The following is a 16,469-nucleotide window of genomic DNA, read 5'->3' on the forward strand; positions in this document are numbered from 1 at the left end:
TCATTCGATGCCTGGCTTCACTGGTCCGGCTTCGGCGGCTGCACCCGCTCCACGCGCATCCGCCCAGGCGGCTCGAAATAGGTCCCGAAACGTATGAGCCCGGCCTTTTTCAGGTGACAGGTCATCCAGAAGCTGACGAGCAGGCCGGGGTCGGGCCTGTCGTCGATATCGACCTCGATTGAGCGGATACGCGGCTCGAACTTCAGCAGCGTTGCCTCCATCTGGTTCCTGAGGTCGTGGACGGAGGCGGGAAGATTCCTGTATACGTCGGTGAGATCAGGCAGCCCATAGTCGGGCACGTGCTTCAGCGCTCCGGCTCGCGTGTTGAGAATGCGCCGGATATTCGCCTGGACGCTGAGAATTTCAAGCGTCTTGTCGTCGTGCGCTTCGAGCGGCTCGCCTTCGATATGGCCGAGCAGCATGTCATAGAGGGAGGGGCCGGTTGGCATCGCATTGACCTCAGGTCGAAGCTTCAGTGGCGGGAGCGCGGCGGTAAGGCGTAACCGTTGCGTCTTGGTCACCGTCGGCACGATCGACAAAATCGATCGTGAGATTGCCTTCATCTGACATCGACAGCCGGATCTCTGCGGGCGTCAGGCCGTCGGCCATGCGGGCGAGCAGCTCGCGCGACATCGCGGGCAGAATCCGCTGGTTCAGGAATGCGTCAACGTTGCGTGCGCCGGACTCGCGGGCGAGACACAGTTGCGCGAGGGACGCCGTCAGCGCTTCATCGCACGTAAGCGCAACGTCATGCTGCCGGCGAAGTCGTTCGGCCACCTTGCCGATCTTCAGTTTCACGATGGATTCCAGCGCAGATGCTTCCAGCGGGCGGTACACGAGCGTCTGGAAGCGCGCAAGCAGCGCGGGCTGGAAATGTGCGACGAGCCTCGGATGGATCGCCTCGAGCAGTTCATCCTGCGGGATGGCCGGATTCGCCGCGGTCGCCTCGTCGATCTGGGTGCTGCCGAGATTGGACGTCATCAGGATCACGCAGTTGCGGAAGTCGATCTCGCGTCCTTCACCATCGCGCATGGCGCCGCGATCGAACACCTGATAGAACAGGTCGAGCACGTCACGATGCGCCTTCTCGACCTCGTCGAGCAGCACCACACCGTACGGGCGCTGGCGGACCGCTTCGGTCAGCACACCGCCCTTGCCGTAGCCGACATAGCCTGGGGGAGATCCTTTCAGTTGCGAGACCGTATGGGCTTCCTGGTATTCCGACATGTTGATGGTGGTGAGCGCGGCTTCGCCCCCGAACAGCAGATCCGCCAGTGCCAGCGCGGTTTCGGTCTTGCCGACGCCCGACGGCCCGGCGAGCAGGAAAACCCCCAGTGGCGTGCGTTCGCTTTTCAGGCCCACCTTGGCGGTGCGCAGGCTCTCGGCGAGCGCATCAAGTGCATCGTCCTGCGCGACAACCCGCTGGGCCAGGCCATGTTCGATCGCCAGCAGGCTGCGCAGTTCGTCCTCAACCAGATTGCCGACCGGCACCCCGGTCCACTCGGACACGACCCGCGCGATTGCCTGCGCATCCACGTCGGCGAAGATCAACGGTGTCTTGCCCTGCGCATCGGACAGGTTACGCTGCGCGGTCTCGATCGCAGCACCGTCGCTGCCGGCTTCCCGATGGCCCAGCAACCCGCTGACCAGTTCCAGTTCGCGCATGTAGCGTTGCTGCAACTGCTCGCTCTCGGCTCTCGCAGCAGCGAGTGCCTTGGTCAGCGTCTCACGGTCGCCGGCCAGCCCTGACACACCAACCCGCTGATCAGCATCGAGTGTGGCAAGCTCAAGTTCGAGCGCGCTCACCGTTGCGGCTGCACGTTGCAGGTCCGGCGGCGGCGATTCGAGTCCCATCCGCACACGTGCGGCGGCGGTGTCGATCAGATCGACTGCCTTGTCCGGTAGTTGTCGCGCAGGGATATAGCGACGTGAGAGCTTCACGGCGGCCGTAATTGCTTCGCCGCGGATGTGCACCTTGTGGTGTTTCGCATAGCGGCTCGCCAGTCCGCGCAGCATCAGGCACGCAGCGTCGTCATCGGGCTCTTCGACCTTGATGATCTGGAAGCGCCGCTCCAGCGCGGCGTCGCGTTCGAAGTATTCCTTGTATTCGGCCCACGTGGTCGCCGCGATCGTGCGCAGCTCGCCACGCGCGAGCGCGGGTTTGAGCAGGTTCGCCGCGTCGGCGCCGCCAGCGGCGTTACCTGCGCCGATCAGCGTGTGGGCTTCGTCGATAAAAAGCAGGATCGGCACGGCCGAGGCCTGCACTTCGTCAATCACGTTCTTCAGCCGCTGCTCGAACTCGCCTTTGACACCCGCGCCCGCCTGAAGCAGGCCGAGATCGAGCGTGAGAATACGCACGTCACGAATGGCATTCGGCACGCTACCCCCGGCCACGCGCAGCGCCAGCCCCTCGACCAGCGCGGTTTTGCCGACACCCGGCTCGCCAACGAGAATTGGATTGTTCTTGCGGCGCCGGGCCAGTACGTCGACCATCTGCTGGATTTCGCGATCGCGTCCGAACACAGGGTCGATATTGCCGCGCTGCGCTTTGTCTGTCAGGTCGATCGCGAAGCGGGCAAGCGCATCACCGTCTGTGCTCCGGTTGACCGCAGAGGAGGGCGGCGCCTTCCGTTGTGCCGCACCGTCTGTTGTCGCAACCGTGCCGGGCGATACGGATGCATCGTCTTCGGCGGCTCCCCCCACATCCGGCTGTACCCCTTCAACCGAGTAGCGGTCCAGTTCGCGCAGCAGCCGCTGAATCTGGAGCGAACTTACGGACAGAAGGGGCCAGGCGTCGGTTGCGCGCAGCACGTGCGGCGCGTCTACAATCGCCTGCAACAGGTTCGCGGAGCGGATTGGTTGCGCGGAATCACCGGCCGATGCATAGAGCCAGGCGTTTTCGAGCACACTCGCGAGTGACCGGGAAAGGGACGGCTTGCCGCGCAACTCGCGAGGCAGACGGTCAATCGCCGCGAGCAACGAATTCCATACGGCATCGATGTCTATCTCATAGCGGCGCAGGATCGCGGGAATATCGCCATCGCCTGCTTCGATCAGCTTGAGCAGCCAGTGCTCGACGGTGATTTCACCGGCAAGCCGTGCGTTACAGAGATTCGCAGCCGCTTCGAGCGCGCTTGCGCAATGCGGATTGAGTTTGCGAAGCAGGTGCGTGGTGTCGCGCATGTTCATGTTCGTACCCGGTCCTGGGACGCGGCATAGAGGTGTTCCGCCGGTAACAAAAAACGCCAGTCCACAGGGTGAACTGGCGAAAAGAAGGCCGGCACACAACCGATGCGGGGATCAGTCGGGCCAGTGCCGGCTTCCTGAGAGCCTGTCTTTTATGAACGCTCGTTCCACGTGTCCTTGTGGATGATGTTGCCGTCCTTGTACGACCATGTGACTGTCTCGTACCGAAGTTCGACCTCTTCGAGATGGTTGTGCTTCTCGTATGCCGGGTCCTTGATGTCGAGCATCTTCGGCCGCACAGCAACGATCTTCACGTTTTCGAGCTTGGTGTTGAAATACTCTTTCTCCTTGCCGGCGTCGTCGATCTTGTACCACCTGATCTCGACCGCCTTGAGCGTCTGGCCGCTCGTGACCGCCTTGTACAAATACGGCGTCGACGCATCGGTTTCCTTGGTCAGCGTAACCGGCTTGTGCACGCGCGTGCCGGTGAGCTTGCCGGTGTTGCCGTCGGTCGGGATGTGGATGCCGTGATCGAACGCGGTGATCTCGACGCTGCCCTCACGCCCCTGGACCGTGACCGAGCCCTTGACGTCCGCACCGCCGTCGTCCTTGAACCACGCATATGCCGGAATTGCCATTGTTTCTACTCCTTTTACAGGTACTGCGACAATCGCCCGGAGCCAGCCCCCGAGCCTGGGTTTCCCGAAGCGCTCGCTCCGGGGGCTAAAACGTTGTTTCGGAATCAGCTGCCCGCGGCACCGGGACTCGCGGGAACGTCCGGCACGAGCGTGATTTCAACGCGCCGATTTCGTGCCCGTCCGTCCGCACTGTCGTTACTCGCGATGGGCCGCGTGTCGCCGTATCCCTGAATGGCAAACTGGGTAACGGGCAGGCCTGAGACCTCGACGAGCCAGTCGCGCACGGCGCCGGCGCGTGCGACAGACAACTTCAGGTTGCTATCGGGATTGCCGACGTTGTCTGTGTAGCCTGCGACGAGAACCCGCTTGTCGGGGTGCACCTTGATCATTTCGAGCGCGCCGACCATCGCACGCGTTGACCCGGGCTTGAGCTGGGCGCGTCCGCTGTCGAACAGCGACATGCTGTCAAGCGTCATGACCGCAGGCGGGGCAGGCGGCGGCTGATACGAGGCGATCGCGTTGTTGAGCGGGGGTATCAGTGCCGCGCCCCGGTACATGCCGAACGAAAGTCGAAGCGGCACGCCGCTGCGCTGGTATTCCTGCAGCCGGTCGCGATCCGCAACGAGCGCCTTGAGCGCGTCCCGCCGCGCGGCGTCGTGGTCAACGGGGATCATCGAAAAGCGCCCGAGATCCGATCCAACCTGCGCGAGCTGGCTCCGGTTGTTTTGTCCGGAGGACCAGAATGCGACGGCGGCGGCGCACCCCGCGACACACAGCGCATAAGCCAGCGCGCGAAGACGCGGTGAAACCCAGAGCCGTCGCGGCAGCGCTTGAATAAGGGCGTGCGGCAGCGGCCACGGCGCAGGCGACGCGCCAAACGATGGAGGCGTCAGCTGCGTACGCGTCTGCAATGTTGCCGCCCAGGCACTGTGAGTCTCGCTTGCAGGTCTGCAGTCGATCCACCCCGCACCGTACAGGGAGCAGGGTGCGGCCGGCTGCAGGAGATCGCGCAGTGGACCGACAACCGCACGTTGTGTCCAGTCGATCAGCATCGGCAGGCCGGCTGCACGCCAGGCAACGGAGCGATCGGCGTCCGGGCCTCGCGCCATAGCTTCGGCGCCCCGGATGACGGATTCGAATCGGCCCGCGTTGGTGATCGGCGTGGCCGACGACACGCCGTACCATGCTGATGGAGAGGCTGGCTCCGATGCATTTGCCGTCAGTCGCTGGTAGACGGCGATATACCCGGGCAGGCGGGAGCCGAGCATGCGCGACGCATCGCTGAGCGCCTGGCGCGTGAGGCGCATCCTCTGTGTCAGTGCGTCATCGTCAGGGTGGAGCGCCGGGGCGACAGTCAGGACCACGCCATCGGGCACGCGTCCATCGCGCCACCGCCGCACGGCAACGCCGAACTGCGGGAGGCTTTGCGGATTGTCCACACGCAGCCAGATCGCGCCGTCGCCCACGTGCGCGAACCGGTCAGTGTCTGTGCCGCGATTGAAGATCGCATCCAGCCCGTCGCCTGTAACGAGCACAACGGGCAACCGTGAGCGCAGGCTCTCAGGGAGGCTGGCCATGCTTCGGGTCAGCGCCGCGAGCGCGGCGGTGTCCTGTTCTACCCGATGTCGCAAACCGAACGTTCGCCACGCGATCAGTGCTGCACCGATCACAAGCGCAGCACCCGCGAGGCACCAGGCGAGTCCGGTCCCGACCGGCAATACGGCCAGCGCGAGGACAATCGCGAGAATGGTCGCGAACGCAACCAGCGTCCGGTAAGGGTGGCCCGAACGAATGCCGTTACGAAACGAACCGGGCGCTGCGGGCATTACGATTTCGCCGCGAGCAGATGCGATACCTGCAGATCGAGTGCCTGTCCGACGACGACAAACACGATCACCGCAGCGGCGCATGCAAGCCCTGCCACCGCCCACGGCGAGAGGCGGTAGAGCCAGTCGAGTCCGCGCGTGCGTGCCGCATCGACGATCAATCCGTCATCGCCTTTCGGCGCGGACCGGGCGAGGAGGTCCTTTAACGCGTTGATGACGGCCGTGCGCTGCAACTCGCCTTCACGCGCATAGCGCCCTTTGAATCCGAGTCCGAGCACCGTCGCATAGCATTCGAGCAGTTCGATGTTGGGCGGTGCTTCGCGCATCCGTTCCGATAGTCTGTCGAAGACATGCTTGCCGGCATCGTGCTCGCCGAACTGCTCCACCTGCAGCGGTTGCGCTTCCCACTGCGACCGGACTTCTTCTGGCAGATGCAAGAGGACGGTCTCATCAAGCAGTCCGCATTGCGCATAGAGCGCGTCGTGCCGGACGTCGGCACTGGCGTGGCGCTCCTCGAGTGCGCTTTCGAACTCCTGGACCAGCGCAAGACCGCGCTGCCTTAACTGGGGAACGGATTCAGTCGTTGCGCCCTGCGCAAGCAGGGACACCTCGAGCGCCGTATTCCGGAGCAGGGCGACGAGGGGAAGCCGTGGAAGAGAGGCGGGCGTCGTCATCGAAGGGTTCACGATGTCAGCACGGCATACAGTTCAAGGGATGCATCCGCTACCGTGATGGGCAGATAGATCTGGCAGGCGTGTGCCGCAAGCATTCGCGCGTGAGCGGCGTCGCTGGCGTCGAGCGCGAAGTACTGGTTCTCGAGGCGCACCGGGATGGCCGCCGGCACGCGCTGGACGGCCCTGAGCGGAACGCCGGGAAGCGCCGAGTTGACAATGTGCGTGATGTCGTCGGGCGCCCCGATCTTGCAAGGCTTCGGGATCTGTTCGGCGAGATCAAACGCCGGCAGCGACGCGCTGACCGACAGGTAATAATCGGCGCCTTCCAGCAGGCGCTCATCCTCGAACTGTCCGGCCCACGTAGTCGGACTCTTCTTCGTGAGACCGATCGGGATCACGCGGGACGGAATCACCGCATTCAGCAGATCACGAATCAGCGATTCGAGCTTCCCGAAGATTTCATCCTGGCGTGCGTGCTCGTAGGCCGGAAGCTCGGTGAGTGCCGTGCCGGTCGAGAACGTCATCAATGCTCCGGTGAGGCGGGCGAGCACCATGTACAGTCGCTCGGGCGGCTGATACGGATGGTTCACGAAAAACCGCAGCTCCGGCCAGTGCGTGTGGAGGCAGTGCATCAGCCAGAAGAGCGACACGTCCGCCACGCCGAACTCGGCCACCTGGTCGATACGCTCACTGCGCCGGCCAGCCAGCGCCGTCGCTTTCGCGAGCAGGATGTCGGCGATACGTGCCACGCGATCTTCGTGACGTGTGTGACCACTGAGTGTCAGGCACGGCGGAACATACGTGGCGTCGACTTCAAAGATGCCCTGTGTACTGCGGACAATCCTTGCTATCGGGCAAACCACATCATCCGCGTGTGATTCGAAGTCGAACAGCAGCCGCACTGCGTGGCGTTCGACGGCTATCTCCGCGTCGAGCGAGCCGTTCACGTCGGGCACCTGCACATATTCGCGAAAATACCGCCGCGGGCGTGCGAGCGTCTCTTCTTCCATCTTGCAGTTGTTTCCCTCCGCGTTGATCAGCGGAAGGGCGGCAAGCACGACGGCGCTGTGCACGTCCGGGGCGATGTCGCGCCCCAGATCACGGGCGGGCGGCAGTGCGTCGGCAATCGACGTGTCGATCGGGGTGCCGTCCCGGAACCGGAGTTTGAGGCCCTCGAGCTTGAGACGACCCAGTTCGAGCGCTTTCCTGTCGACGTCAACGGTCAGCACACCCCAAGGCTCGGCGACCGCAAGGGGCGCGAACTGCTGCTGTGCGAATCCCCACCAGCGATCTTGTTGCTGGAAGTGATGTTGGGCAAGGACGAGGCCCTCCTGCCAGAGCGGTTTGAAGGTCCGCATGGTGTGGTTACTGAGTTTACCTAATGATCGTGAGGACGGATTTTAACCACAAGAACTGGTGATTCGTCTATAGCCAAGTGCGACTATTGCTATCTCAAAAAAATTAAAAGCCTTTGAATAGCGGTCGGACACGATGGGTATTTGTCAATCTCTGACATCCCTGCAGTTTGGTGGCAACAATTGTTTAGAAATGTCATTGGAAATAGTGTTAATTCTATTGACGGAGGCAGTGCTAGCGTGGATTTTTAGCGTGAAAGCGGAGTAAGGATTTTTGGTGATGCTTACGCATTGATGTGGAACAAATAATGTTTATCCTTCTTCACAATCGGTAATGAATTTTGAGACGAACTTCCATTTGACGAGTAACGGGTTTACCGCGTTTAATGCAGTCCTCACTAAGTATCGGGTAGTGCGCGTGTGATGTGGGTAAACCCAAACCCATGAAACCATTGCATCGCGGACTACGCGGGCGCGAGGGGTTTGCGCTGGTTGTGTTTGATGCACGCCGCGCTCCTGAGTCTCATCTACCGTAGAGGGATGCATGGCAGACAGCTATCAGAAAGAAATTCCAAAAAGCCGGATTCAGATCAGTGTCGATCTACACACGGGCGGCGCACAGAAGCGCATGGAGCTGCCGCTCAAGCTGCTCATCGCGGGCGACTTCAGCGCGGGTAAGGCACGGGGCTCGCTGGCGGAGCGCAAGAAGGTCGACATCAACAAGCTGAACTTCGACAGTGTGCTCGGGGAGTTCAACCCGCAACTGAAAATTTCCGCGCAGAACACGCTCGCCGGCGACGGTTCCGAGTTGCCGGTATCGCTCAGCTTCAAGGCGATGAAGGACTTCGAGCCGGAGCAAGTGGCACGCCAGATTCCCGAGCTGCAGGCGCTGCTCGCGATGCGCAATCTGTTGCGAGATCTGAAATCGAACCTCCTCGATGACAGCACGTTTCGCCGTGAGTTCGAGAAGATCCTGAAGGATTCGGCGCTCTCCGCGCGTCTGCGTGGGGAGCTTGCGCAGATCGCGACTGCGGCAACGCAGCCTGAAGGTCATGCCTGAGGGTGGCAAGCCCGGAAGCAGGCCCAAGGCCGCTTTTACCGCATCCCGGACACATGTAGCGATAGGACAACCCATGGAACGCAACGAATCCCAGCAAGGCAGTGCGACCGAAACGGTCGTGCTCGAAAGCGACAGCGTCTACGAGTCGCTGTGCAGCAAGATCAACCTGAAACCCGTCAATGCGGCGCGACCGATCGAGGCTTTCCAGGATAACGACCTCCTCTCAGAGTCGTCGGCCGACGAGCGGCTCGCAAGGGCGATGAGCGTCTTCATGAATCTGGTCGTTGACGCAAGCAAGCCCGTCGATCGCCTCGATAAGTCGCTGCTCGACTTCCATATCGGCCGACTCGATGAACAGATCAGCCGGCAGCTCGACGCTGTGATGCACACGCCTGAGTTCCAGGCGCTTGAGGGACGCTGGCGGGGCGCGAAGTTCGACATCGACCGCACGGACTTCCGCAGGAACGTCCGGATCGAGCTTCTCGATCTGTCGAAGGAAGCGCTGATGCAGGACTTCGAGGATACCCCCGAGATCATCCAGAGCGGACTGTACCGGCACACTTACATTGACGAATACGACACGCCGGGCGGCCAGCCGATCAGCGCGCTGATCAGCGACTACGAGTTCACCAACTCGCCGCAGGACATCGCGCTGCTGCGTAACATCTCGAAGGTGGCGGCTGCTGCGCATATGCCATTCATTGGCTCTGTCGGGCCGAAGTTTTTCGGCAAGGAATCGATGGAGGAGGTGGCCGCTATCCAGGACATTGCCAACTACTTCGACCGCGCGGAATTTATCAAGTGGAAGTCGTTCCGCGACACCGACGACGCCCGCTATGTGGGCCTGACGATGCCGCGTGTGCTGGGCCGGCTGCCTTACGGTCCGGACACGACGCCCGTGCGTGGTTTTAACTACCAGGAAGATGTCAAGGGTCCGGACCACGACCGCTATCTGTGGGTCAACGCATCCTTCGCATTCGCCGCGAACATGGTGCGCAGCTTCATGGACAACGGCTGGTGTGTGCAGATCCGCGGTCCGCAGGCCGGCGGCAAGGTCGAGGACCTGCCGCTGCACCTCTATGACCTTGGCACCGGCTATCAGCCGAAAATTCCCACGGAAGTGCTGATCCCCGAGACGCGCGAGTTCGAATTTGCCAACCTCGGCTTTATCCCGCTTTCGTTCTACAAGAATCACGACTTCGCCTGCTTCTTCTCGGCAAACTCGGCGCAAAAGCCCGTGCTGTACGAGACCAAGGAGGCTACCGCGAACAGCCGCATCAATGCGCGCCTGCCGTATATCTTCCTGCTTTCGCGCATCGCCCACTACCTGAAGCTGATCCAGCGCGAGAACATCGGCACGACCAAGGACCGGCGTCTGCTGGAGCTTGAACTGAATACCTGGGTCAAGGGGCTGGTGACGGAGATGAAAGACCCGGGCGACGAGCTGCAATCGTCGCACCCGCTGCGCGAGGCCAAGGTCATCGTCGAGGACATCGAGGACAACCCGGGCTTTTTCCGCATCAAGCTGTTCGTCGTGCCGCACTTCCAGATCGAGGGTATGGATATCGGTCTGTCGCTGGTGTCGCAGATGCCCAAGGCCAAGAGTTAAACCAGCCTGCTGGCCCGCGTGCTCCACGTCTGTGAGGTACGCGGCCAGCGACTGCATCGACAACGGTTTGATGTTGCGCGGCGCCCGTGCATGTTTGGGGCGCCGCGTAGCGGTTGACGTTCTGAAGGAGCAGCGAAAGTGGGAGTGAATGAAGCGATCGGCGCCCTCAAGGGGGGCGGCATCCTGCAGCCGTATCATCTCGGCGTGCCCGGCGCCGCGAGCGCGCCGGGTTTTGATGTTGTCGAATTCAGGAGCGTCGAGGAAACCGGTGCGCCGACTTCCTGCAGGATCACGCTGACCCATGCGGTTGCCGATTTGCCCCGTGCGGATTTTCTCACGAAGACCGCCACATTTTCCATCCGCCCGCCGACGCTGGCAGGCGTGCCGTTACCTGCCGGACCCGGGCGTCGTTTCCAGGGTGTCATCACCCAGTTTAACCAGCTTTCGAGCAGCCGGGACCAGACCACCTACGAGGTCGTTCTGGAATCGCGTCTTGCGCTGCTGCGCAACGTGCGGCGCTGTCGCTTCTTCCTGGGCATGACGTTTCCCCAGATCGCCGAGCAGATCCTGCGCGAACATGGTTTCGGTGGGGGTACGAGCGACTTTGAATTCACGCTCCTGCGCGACTACGAAAAGCGCGCACTGGTCACGCAGTGGGGGATGACGGACCTCGAGTTCATCACGTATCTCTGCCGGCGCTCCGGGATGTGGTTCGTGATGCGCGAGGGCGAGTATGGAGAGGTCGTGCACTTTGGCGACGACTTCACGCACTATGAGCGCAATGCCGCGTTCGCCGCACCCTACAGGCCGACCTCTGGGCTGGAAAGTACCGGAGCCGAGGCGGTGGAGTCGTTCGAGACGCGCACGAAGACCATCGCCCAGTCGGTGTCGGTACGCCACTACAATTACAATGCCGCGCCGCAGAAAATTGACGGCGAGGCGAATGTCGCGCCCGACGACAAGACGACGTACGGGACGCCGGATGTCTGGGCTGCGGGGCACCTGACGGACGAGCAGGCCGAATGGGAAGCGCAGTTGCGCCATCAGGCCCTGCTGTGTGAGCAGGTCGTCTATACCGGCGCTGGCAATGTACTGTGCGTGGCACCAGGGCGGGTTTTCAAGTTCACGAACCGTACCCTGCCCGATGCGGAATACGGCCAGTTCATCACGCGCGTCGAGCATAGTGGCTCACGCAAGGTGGCGTATCAGAACTCCTACACTGCGATTCCCTCGCACCTGATCTACCGTTTGCCACTGCTCGAAGAGACATGGCCGAAGGTCCACGGTACAGTCAGTGGCCGTATCACATCGCCGGACCGGTACAAGTTAGGCTATATCAACAACAAGGGCGAGTATCAGGTTGCGCTCGATCCGGACCGCGATCCGCGCATGGCGGGACTGACCAGCTGCTGGATGCGTCTGGCTAAACCGTTCGCAGGCGCGAAGAATACCGGCTTCCATTTCCCGCTGATCGACGGAACCGAGGTCCAGATCGCCTTCGAAAATGGCAATCCGGATTGTCCTTTTGTCGCCCATGTCATGCATGACGGGGTGAACCCGGACCTGATCACAAGTGACGATCGGTGGATGAGCCGCAACGCGATTCATACGCAGTCGAACAATACCTTCCAGCTCGAAGACTTCCCAGGCGAAGAGCATGTGAAGGTTGCTACCGAGCACGGCAAGTCCCAACTGAACCTTGGGCACATCGTCGATCGGGCAAGAAAAAAACGCGGTTCCGGGTTCGAACTTCGCACCGACATGAAGGGCAGTGTCCGCGCTGGCGAGGGGCTCTTTCTGTCCGCCGACCAGCAGGAGAAGGCGGCCGGCGAGCAGATCGACATGAAGGCGGCGATGAATTACCTGCAGATTGCCGTCGCACAGGCGCAAGGTCTTGCCGACCTGGCGCGCGTCGCCCAGGCGGAGATCGCAGATCTGAAGGCCGAGAACCAGTGGCTTAAAGACAATGTGGAGGATCTGAGGAAGGCAGTCCTGGTTCTTTCTGCGCCAGCAGGCATCGCAGCCGTCACGCCCGAGCGCATGTCTATTGCCGCCGGCAAGGATGTCAACGTATCGACTGCTGCGGGCTTCAACGTCAGCACCGTGCGTAACGTGGTGATTGCCGCTGGCGAAGTCCTGTCGATGTTCGCAAGCAAGATGGGGATCAAACTGTTTGCCGCGCGTGGCAAGGTCCAGATCCAGGCTCAGTCTGATGGCATGGACATCGTGTCGGAACAGGACATGCACCTGACCAGCGCCAGCGGCACGCTCACAGCCAATGCGGCAAACGGGGTGGTGATCGGCGGTGGCGGAAGCGCGTACATCAAGGTCGCCGGCGATAACGTCGAGATCGGCGGGGCGGGGAACCTGATCCTGAAAATCGTTGAACTGAAGAAATCGGGTCCTGGCTCGTTGTCGCTTCCCCTGCCCAAGTTCAATCAGACCGCCCTTCGCCACGATGACGCGTTTGTGCTGACCGACCAGCTGACGGGCCGCCCTTTGCTGGATCGGCCGTACCGGGTTCAGCTGGCGAGCGGCAAGATCATCGAGGGTGTGACGAACGCAAAGGGCGAAACATCGATCACCGCAGACGATATTGCTCAGGGGATCAAACTGTTTCCGAAAATGGGCAAGGGTGCTTGAGATGAGTGACGAAATCCAGACGACGAATACCTCCGACGGCTCGACCGACGCCGCGGCGCCGCGCTACCAGCACGATTATCCGACGCGCGTGCTGCCGATGCAGAAGGACGTCCACGGCAAGCCTTGCTTTGAGTCGTATCTGACACCGTCGAGCTACTGCGTTCGGTCAGAGGCACCACTTCCGCCGCACTTGCCGGGCGTGATCATCTTCGTCCATGGCGTCAATTCGGAGGGCGAGTGGTATGACGCAGCAGAGATGGCCCTATGCAAGGGTTTGAACGAGCGACTGAACCGGACCGACCTGAAGGAGAACAGGTATAGGGACGAAGACCCAACAACACGGAAAAAAATACCTCGTGAGATTGATCCTGATTGGAACGGGAGGTCTCCGGTAATACGGTTTTATTGGGGCTACCGGGCGCCAGGTGGGCAGGAGAAGAAGTGGCGGATCGCACTGAAAAACGAGCGCGGAACGGACTTCTGGAACCAGAAGGGCGCCGAACAGCCAGGGCCATGGTACTGGGGCGGTGGGCCGTTCGCGAACGGTACGAACAACCTGCAACAGCTATGGAGCAAGGAAGGCACAAAGCGGCATGTGGCCGGTTTTTTCGACGTTCAGCTCTTCAATCCGGAGTGGGACCGGGAACTCCACGACTGCCCGCCGCGCGATTATTACGCGCACGCAGCCGAACGGCTGGCGTCGCTGGTCGATGATGTCCGAAGGGAGCATCCGGACGATACCGTGACTATCATGTCGCATAGTCAGGGAACCATGATTGCCCTTGCCGCTACTGCGTTGTGCAAGGAGCGTGCACCAGATTCCGTCCTGGTCATGAATTCACCCTTTGCACTCGACGACAAGATCACCGACTACCTCACCTGTGGCAATACGCGCCCGACCACAGGTGCCCGCGCGCGCACATTCAAGGCGATCGCCCAGCGGATCGGCAAGGACAAGAAAGTCCTCGGTCCGGACCAGCTCAAACGTCTGCAGGTCGGAGCTACGGCCGATATGGACTTCTGGAAGCCAGACGTTGCCCTTCCGAATGGTGTATCGGAACGTGATAATCACGGTCGACTGTACGTGTATTTCTGTCCTCACGATCGCGTGATGGGAACGAAGCCTCTGCAGAGTATCGGCTGGCAAGGGATCGACGACAAACTGCTCGCCGAGCTTGGCGATACGGTCAAGCAACGGATGCTCGCTCGGGGGACCGCGTGTGGCGACGAGCCAGGAGTCAGGAATTTCGGTAAGTTACCGCCGATTCCCGACCCGATGAAAAAGCCGGAACGGCCTGTTGAGCCTCATATCGAACCGCCCAGGACGCCCAATGATTTCTGGAACGGCAACAAGACAGTGTTAGGTGCGCCGCTGTGGGTGGTGCCCGACGAAAACCAGACCGTCACCATTAATGCCGAACGCGTTCCGAATCCGATCACTGCGGAGGAAATGTCGCAGCCAATGAAATATGACGAACACGGGGTCGCTATCTACTTTGATCGAGCGCCGCAAACCATGCCGCCTTGGGGCGAGATCGACCCGGACAATGGCGAATATGTCGAACCTGACTTTCCGAATTTTGCATCCATCTACCAGCGCCAGAAGTATATGGAGCGCGCCGACGTTTATGCGCCTACAGGCAAGACTCGCACCCTCGAATCGGATTCAGAACTTCAGACCCGTATTGCCGGGTACCGACCGATGCCGACCAATCACAGCTCGTTGCCGCAGCATGAGGCATTCATGCGGCGCGTGGCGGCATACGACTTGCCGGTCGGATTTTGCGACAGCTACGAATCGCCCGAATTCTGGGGGAAACTGATCCACAAGGCTGACTGGACGCATTACGGAGAGGATCCCTATTTCATGTCGGGCGAACTTGCCGTGCCGAAGCAGCCGGCCGGAATCGACGGCGAGACCGTTGCGGAAGAGGCCAGCAAGGCTGACGCTGAGCAGCGCCGGTGGAGAGGCGCATGAACATCCGCTCCGTTTGCCGGGTTCTGGTCACGGCCATGATCGCTGGCATTGCGCTCCCCGGTTGCACGACGGATCTGTCAGCCCCGTCCTACGAGAAGGCGGCGGAAGAACCGCACTACGATGGACCGCCGAAAGTCATCTACCGGATCGACGATCACCGCTTCGTCTCACTGGAAAACTACGACCGCTGCTATGGTGACATCTACTACAACAACACAAGGCTAGGTATCCGGCACAAACTGGCGCGGGGAGGGGGGATCGTGACGTATAGCGGCCGCCTCATCATTGACGACCCTACGGAGATGAACGTGGTGATTCCATCCGCTCCGGCACGTGGGTGTAGCTCGCGTGGCTGTAACGCCTCGCTGGTGTACTCCACCGACGGGGGAAATACGTTTCACGGCATGTACTACATAGAAGGAAGTCAATTGCCGGCCAAAGACTCGGAGAGGTACACCATTGCCGTGACGAAGGACAAGCTTTTTGTGGCTGAAAGGTCATACAACTCGTTTGTCACGGACTTATATGTGAAAGAGTATCCGCTCGTCCGCGGTATTGATCTTGGTCAGCCGTACCCGGCTGGCGTTCGCGGGCGCAACTTTGCTGCCCCTGATACGCCGGCCTTTCCGCTAGGGATCAGGACACCGTCCGGACAGGATCGCTTCATCTGCGACATGTCGGTCCCCGACGGCTCGTCTGCAAAATAGTGGGAATGAAAACGGATGCCGACACTGATCAAGGAAAACATGTGAAGGAGAGCATGAACATCCGCTCTGTTTGCCGGGTTCTGGTCACGGCCCTGATCGCTGGCATTGCGCTCCCCGGTTGCACGACGGATCTGTCCGCCCCGTCCTACGAGAAGGCGGCGGAAGAACCGCACTACGATGGACCGCCGAAAGTCATCTACCGGATCGACGATCACCGTTTCGTCTCACTGGAAAACTACGACCGCTGCTATGGTGACACCTACTACAACAACACAAGGCTAGGTATCCGGCACAAACTGGCGCGGGGAGGGGGATCGTGACGTATAGCGGCCGCCTGATCATTGACGACCCTACGGAGATGAACGTGGTGATTCCATCCGCGCCGGCACGTGGGTGTAGCTCGCGTGGCTGTAACGCCTCGCTGGTGTACTCCACCGACGGGGGAAATACGTTTCACGGCATGTACTACATAGAAGGAAGTCAATTGCCGGCCAAAGACTCGGAGGACTACACGATCGCTGTGACGAAGGACTCTTTTTTCGTGGCGAAGAAAGTGAGTGACACCACGGGGTTGGTCGTAACGGATAAATATCCCCTTCTGCCAGGACACGTGTACGGCGAAGGAAAAGACCTTCCCGAAGGCAAGCGCGTTGAGTTTAACGTCAAGATGCCTTTGTCATTGCGCACACCGTCAGGCCAGGATCGCTTTGTGTGTGACATAGGGGCTCCCGATGGCGCGTCAAAAAAATAGCGGTAATAGGGGCACGCGCACCAGCCTTTTGCATGTGGAGAG

The 16,469-nt window shown here is 61.0% G+C and carries 13 protein-coding genes; 7 read left to right on the forward strand and 6 right to left on the reverse strand.

From position 1 onward, the window contains the following. Positions 1 to 17: 17 nt before the first annotated feature. The 6 genes from tssE to tssK form a co-directional block, all read right to left on the reverse strand. Positions 18 to 449, reverse strand: a complete 432-nt coding sequence (tssE, locus tag SB772_RS13000) for a type VI secretion system baseplate subunit TssE (protein WP_410833720.1) — start codon at positions 447 to 449, stop codon at positions 18 to 20. 10 nt (positions 450 to 459) lie between these two features. Beyond that, the gene (tssH, locus tag SB772_RS13005; protein WP_410833641.1) at positions 460 to 3,189 is read right to left on the reverse strand and encodes a type VI secretion system ATPase TssH; all 2,730 of its coding nucleotides are present in this window, start codon (positions 3,187 to 3,189) and stop codon (positions 460 to 462) included. A gap of 149 nt (positions 3,190 to 3,338) precedes the next feature. Then, positions 3,339 to 3,824 (reverse strand): Hcp family type VI secretion system effector, encoded by a 486-nt coding sequence (locus SB772_RS13010; RefSeq protein WP_410833642.1) that lies wholly within the window; start codon positions 3,822 to 3,824, stop codon positions 3,339 to 3,341. A gap of 104 nt (positions 3,825 to 3,928) precedes the next feature. Further along, positions 3,929 to 5,650, reverse strand: a complete 1,722-nt coding sequence (locus tag SB772_RS13015; RefSeq protein ID WP_410833643.1) for an OmpA family protein — start codon at positions 5,648 to 5,650, stop codon at positions 3,929 to 3,931. After that, complete coding sequence (locus SB772_RS13020; protein ID WP_410833644.1) at positions 5,650 to 6,258, reverse strand: DotU family type IV/VI secretion system protein; 609 nt, start codon at positions 6,256 to 6,258, stop codon at positions 5,650 to 5,652. The genes SB772_RS13015 and SB772_RS13020 overlap by 1 nt, the downstream gene beginning before the upstream one ends. A 74-nt stretch (positions 6,259 to 6,332) precedes the next feature. Beyond that, entirely contained in the window at positions 6,333 to 7,682 is a 1,350-nt protein-coding gene (gene tssK / locus SB772_RS13025) for a type VI secretion system baseplate subunit TssK (protein ID WP_410833645.1), read from the reverse strand. Positions 7,683 to 8,223: 541 nt separating this feature from the next. Here tssK and tssB point away from each other — a divergent pair. From tssB to SB772_RS13060, 7 genes are all read left to right on the forward strand, one after another. Continuing rightward, positions 8,224 to 8,739, forward strand: coding sequence for a type VI secretion system contractile sheath small subunit (tssB, locus tag SB772_RS13030; RefSeq protein WP_410833646.1), 516 nt, complete (start codon positions 8,224 to 8,226; stop codon positions 8,737 to 8,739). Between the two features lie 73 nt (positions 8,740 to 8,812). Beyond that, positions 8,813 to 10,348 carry a type VI secretion system contractile sheath large subunit gene (gene tssC / locus SB772_RS13035; RefSeq protein ID WP_410833647.1) on the forward strand — a complete coding sequence of 512 codons (1,536 nt, stop codon included), beginning with the start codon at positions 8,813 to 8,815 and terminating at the stop codon, positions 10,346 to 10,348. A gap of 144 nt (positions 10,349 to 10,492) precedes the next feature. Further along, positions 10,493 to 12,991 carry a type VI secretion system Vgr family protein gene (locus SB772_RS13040; protein ID WP_410833648.1) on the forward strand — a complete coding sequence of 833 codons (2,499 nt, stop codon included), beginning with the start codon at positions 10,493 to 10,495 and terminating at the stop codon, positions 12,989 to 12,991. A gap of 1 nt (position 12,992) precedes the next feature. Beyond that, the gene (locus SB772_RS13045; RefSeq protein WP_410833649.1) at positions 12,993 to 14,969 is read left to right on the forward strand and encodes a hypothetical protein; all 1,977 of its coding nucleotides are present in this window, start codon (positions 12,993 to 12,995) and stop codon (positions 14,967 to 14,969) included. Beyond that, positions 14,966 to 15,676, forward strand: a complete 711-nt coding sequence (locus SB772_RS13050) for a hypothetical protein (protein WP_410833650.1) — start codon at positions 14,966 to 14,968, stop codon at positions 15,674 to 15,676. The genes SB772_RS13045 and SB772_RS13050 overlap by 4 nt, the downstream gene beginning before the upstream one ends. 53 nt (positions 15,677 to 15,729) lie before the next feature. Then, positions 15,730 to 15,996, forward strand: coding sequence for a hypothetical protein (locus SB772_RS13055; protein ID WP_410833651.1), 267 nt, complete (start codon positions 15,730 to 15,732; stop codon positions 15,994 to 15,996). Then, positions 15,993 to 16,427: a hypothetical protein gene (locus tag SB772_RS13060; RefSeq protein WP_410833652.1), complete on the forward strand. Its 435-nt coding sequence runs from the start codon at positions 15,993 to 15,995 to the stop codon at positions 16,425 to 16,427. Before SB772_RS13055 ends, SB772_RS13060 begins: the two co-directional genes overlap by 4 nt. The last annotated feature ends 42 nt before the right edge of the window (positions 16,428 to 16,469 follow it).

The sequence above is a fragment of the Paraburkholderia sp. SIMBA_030 genome, assembly GCF_046535245.1.
In the GTDB taxonomy this organism is placed as follows: Bacteria; Pseudomonadota; Gammaproteobacteria; order Burkholderiales; family Burkholderiaceae; genus Paraburkholderia.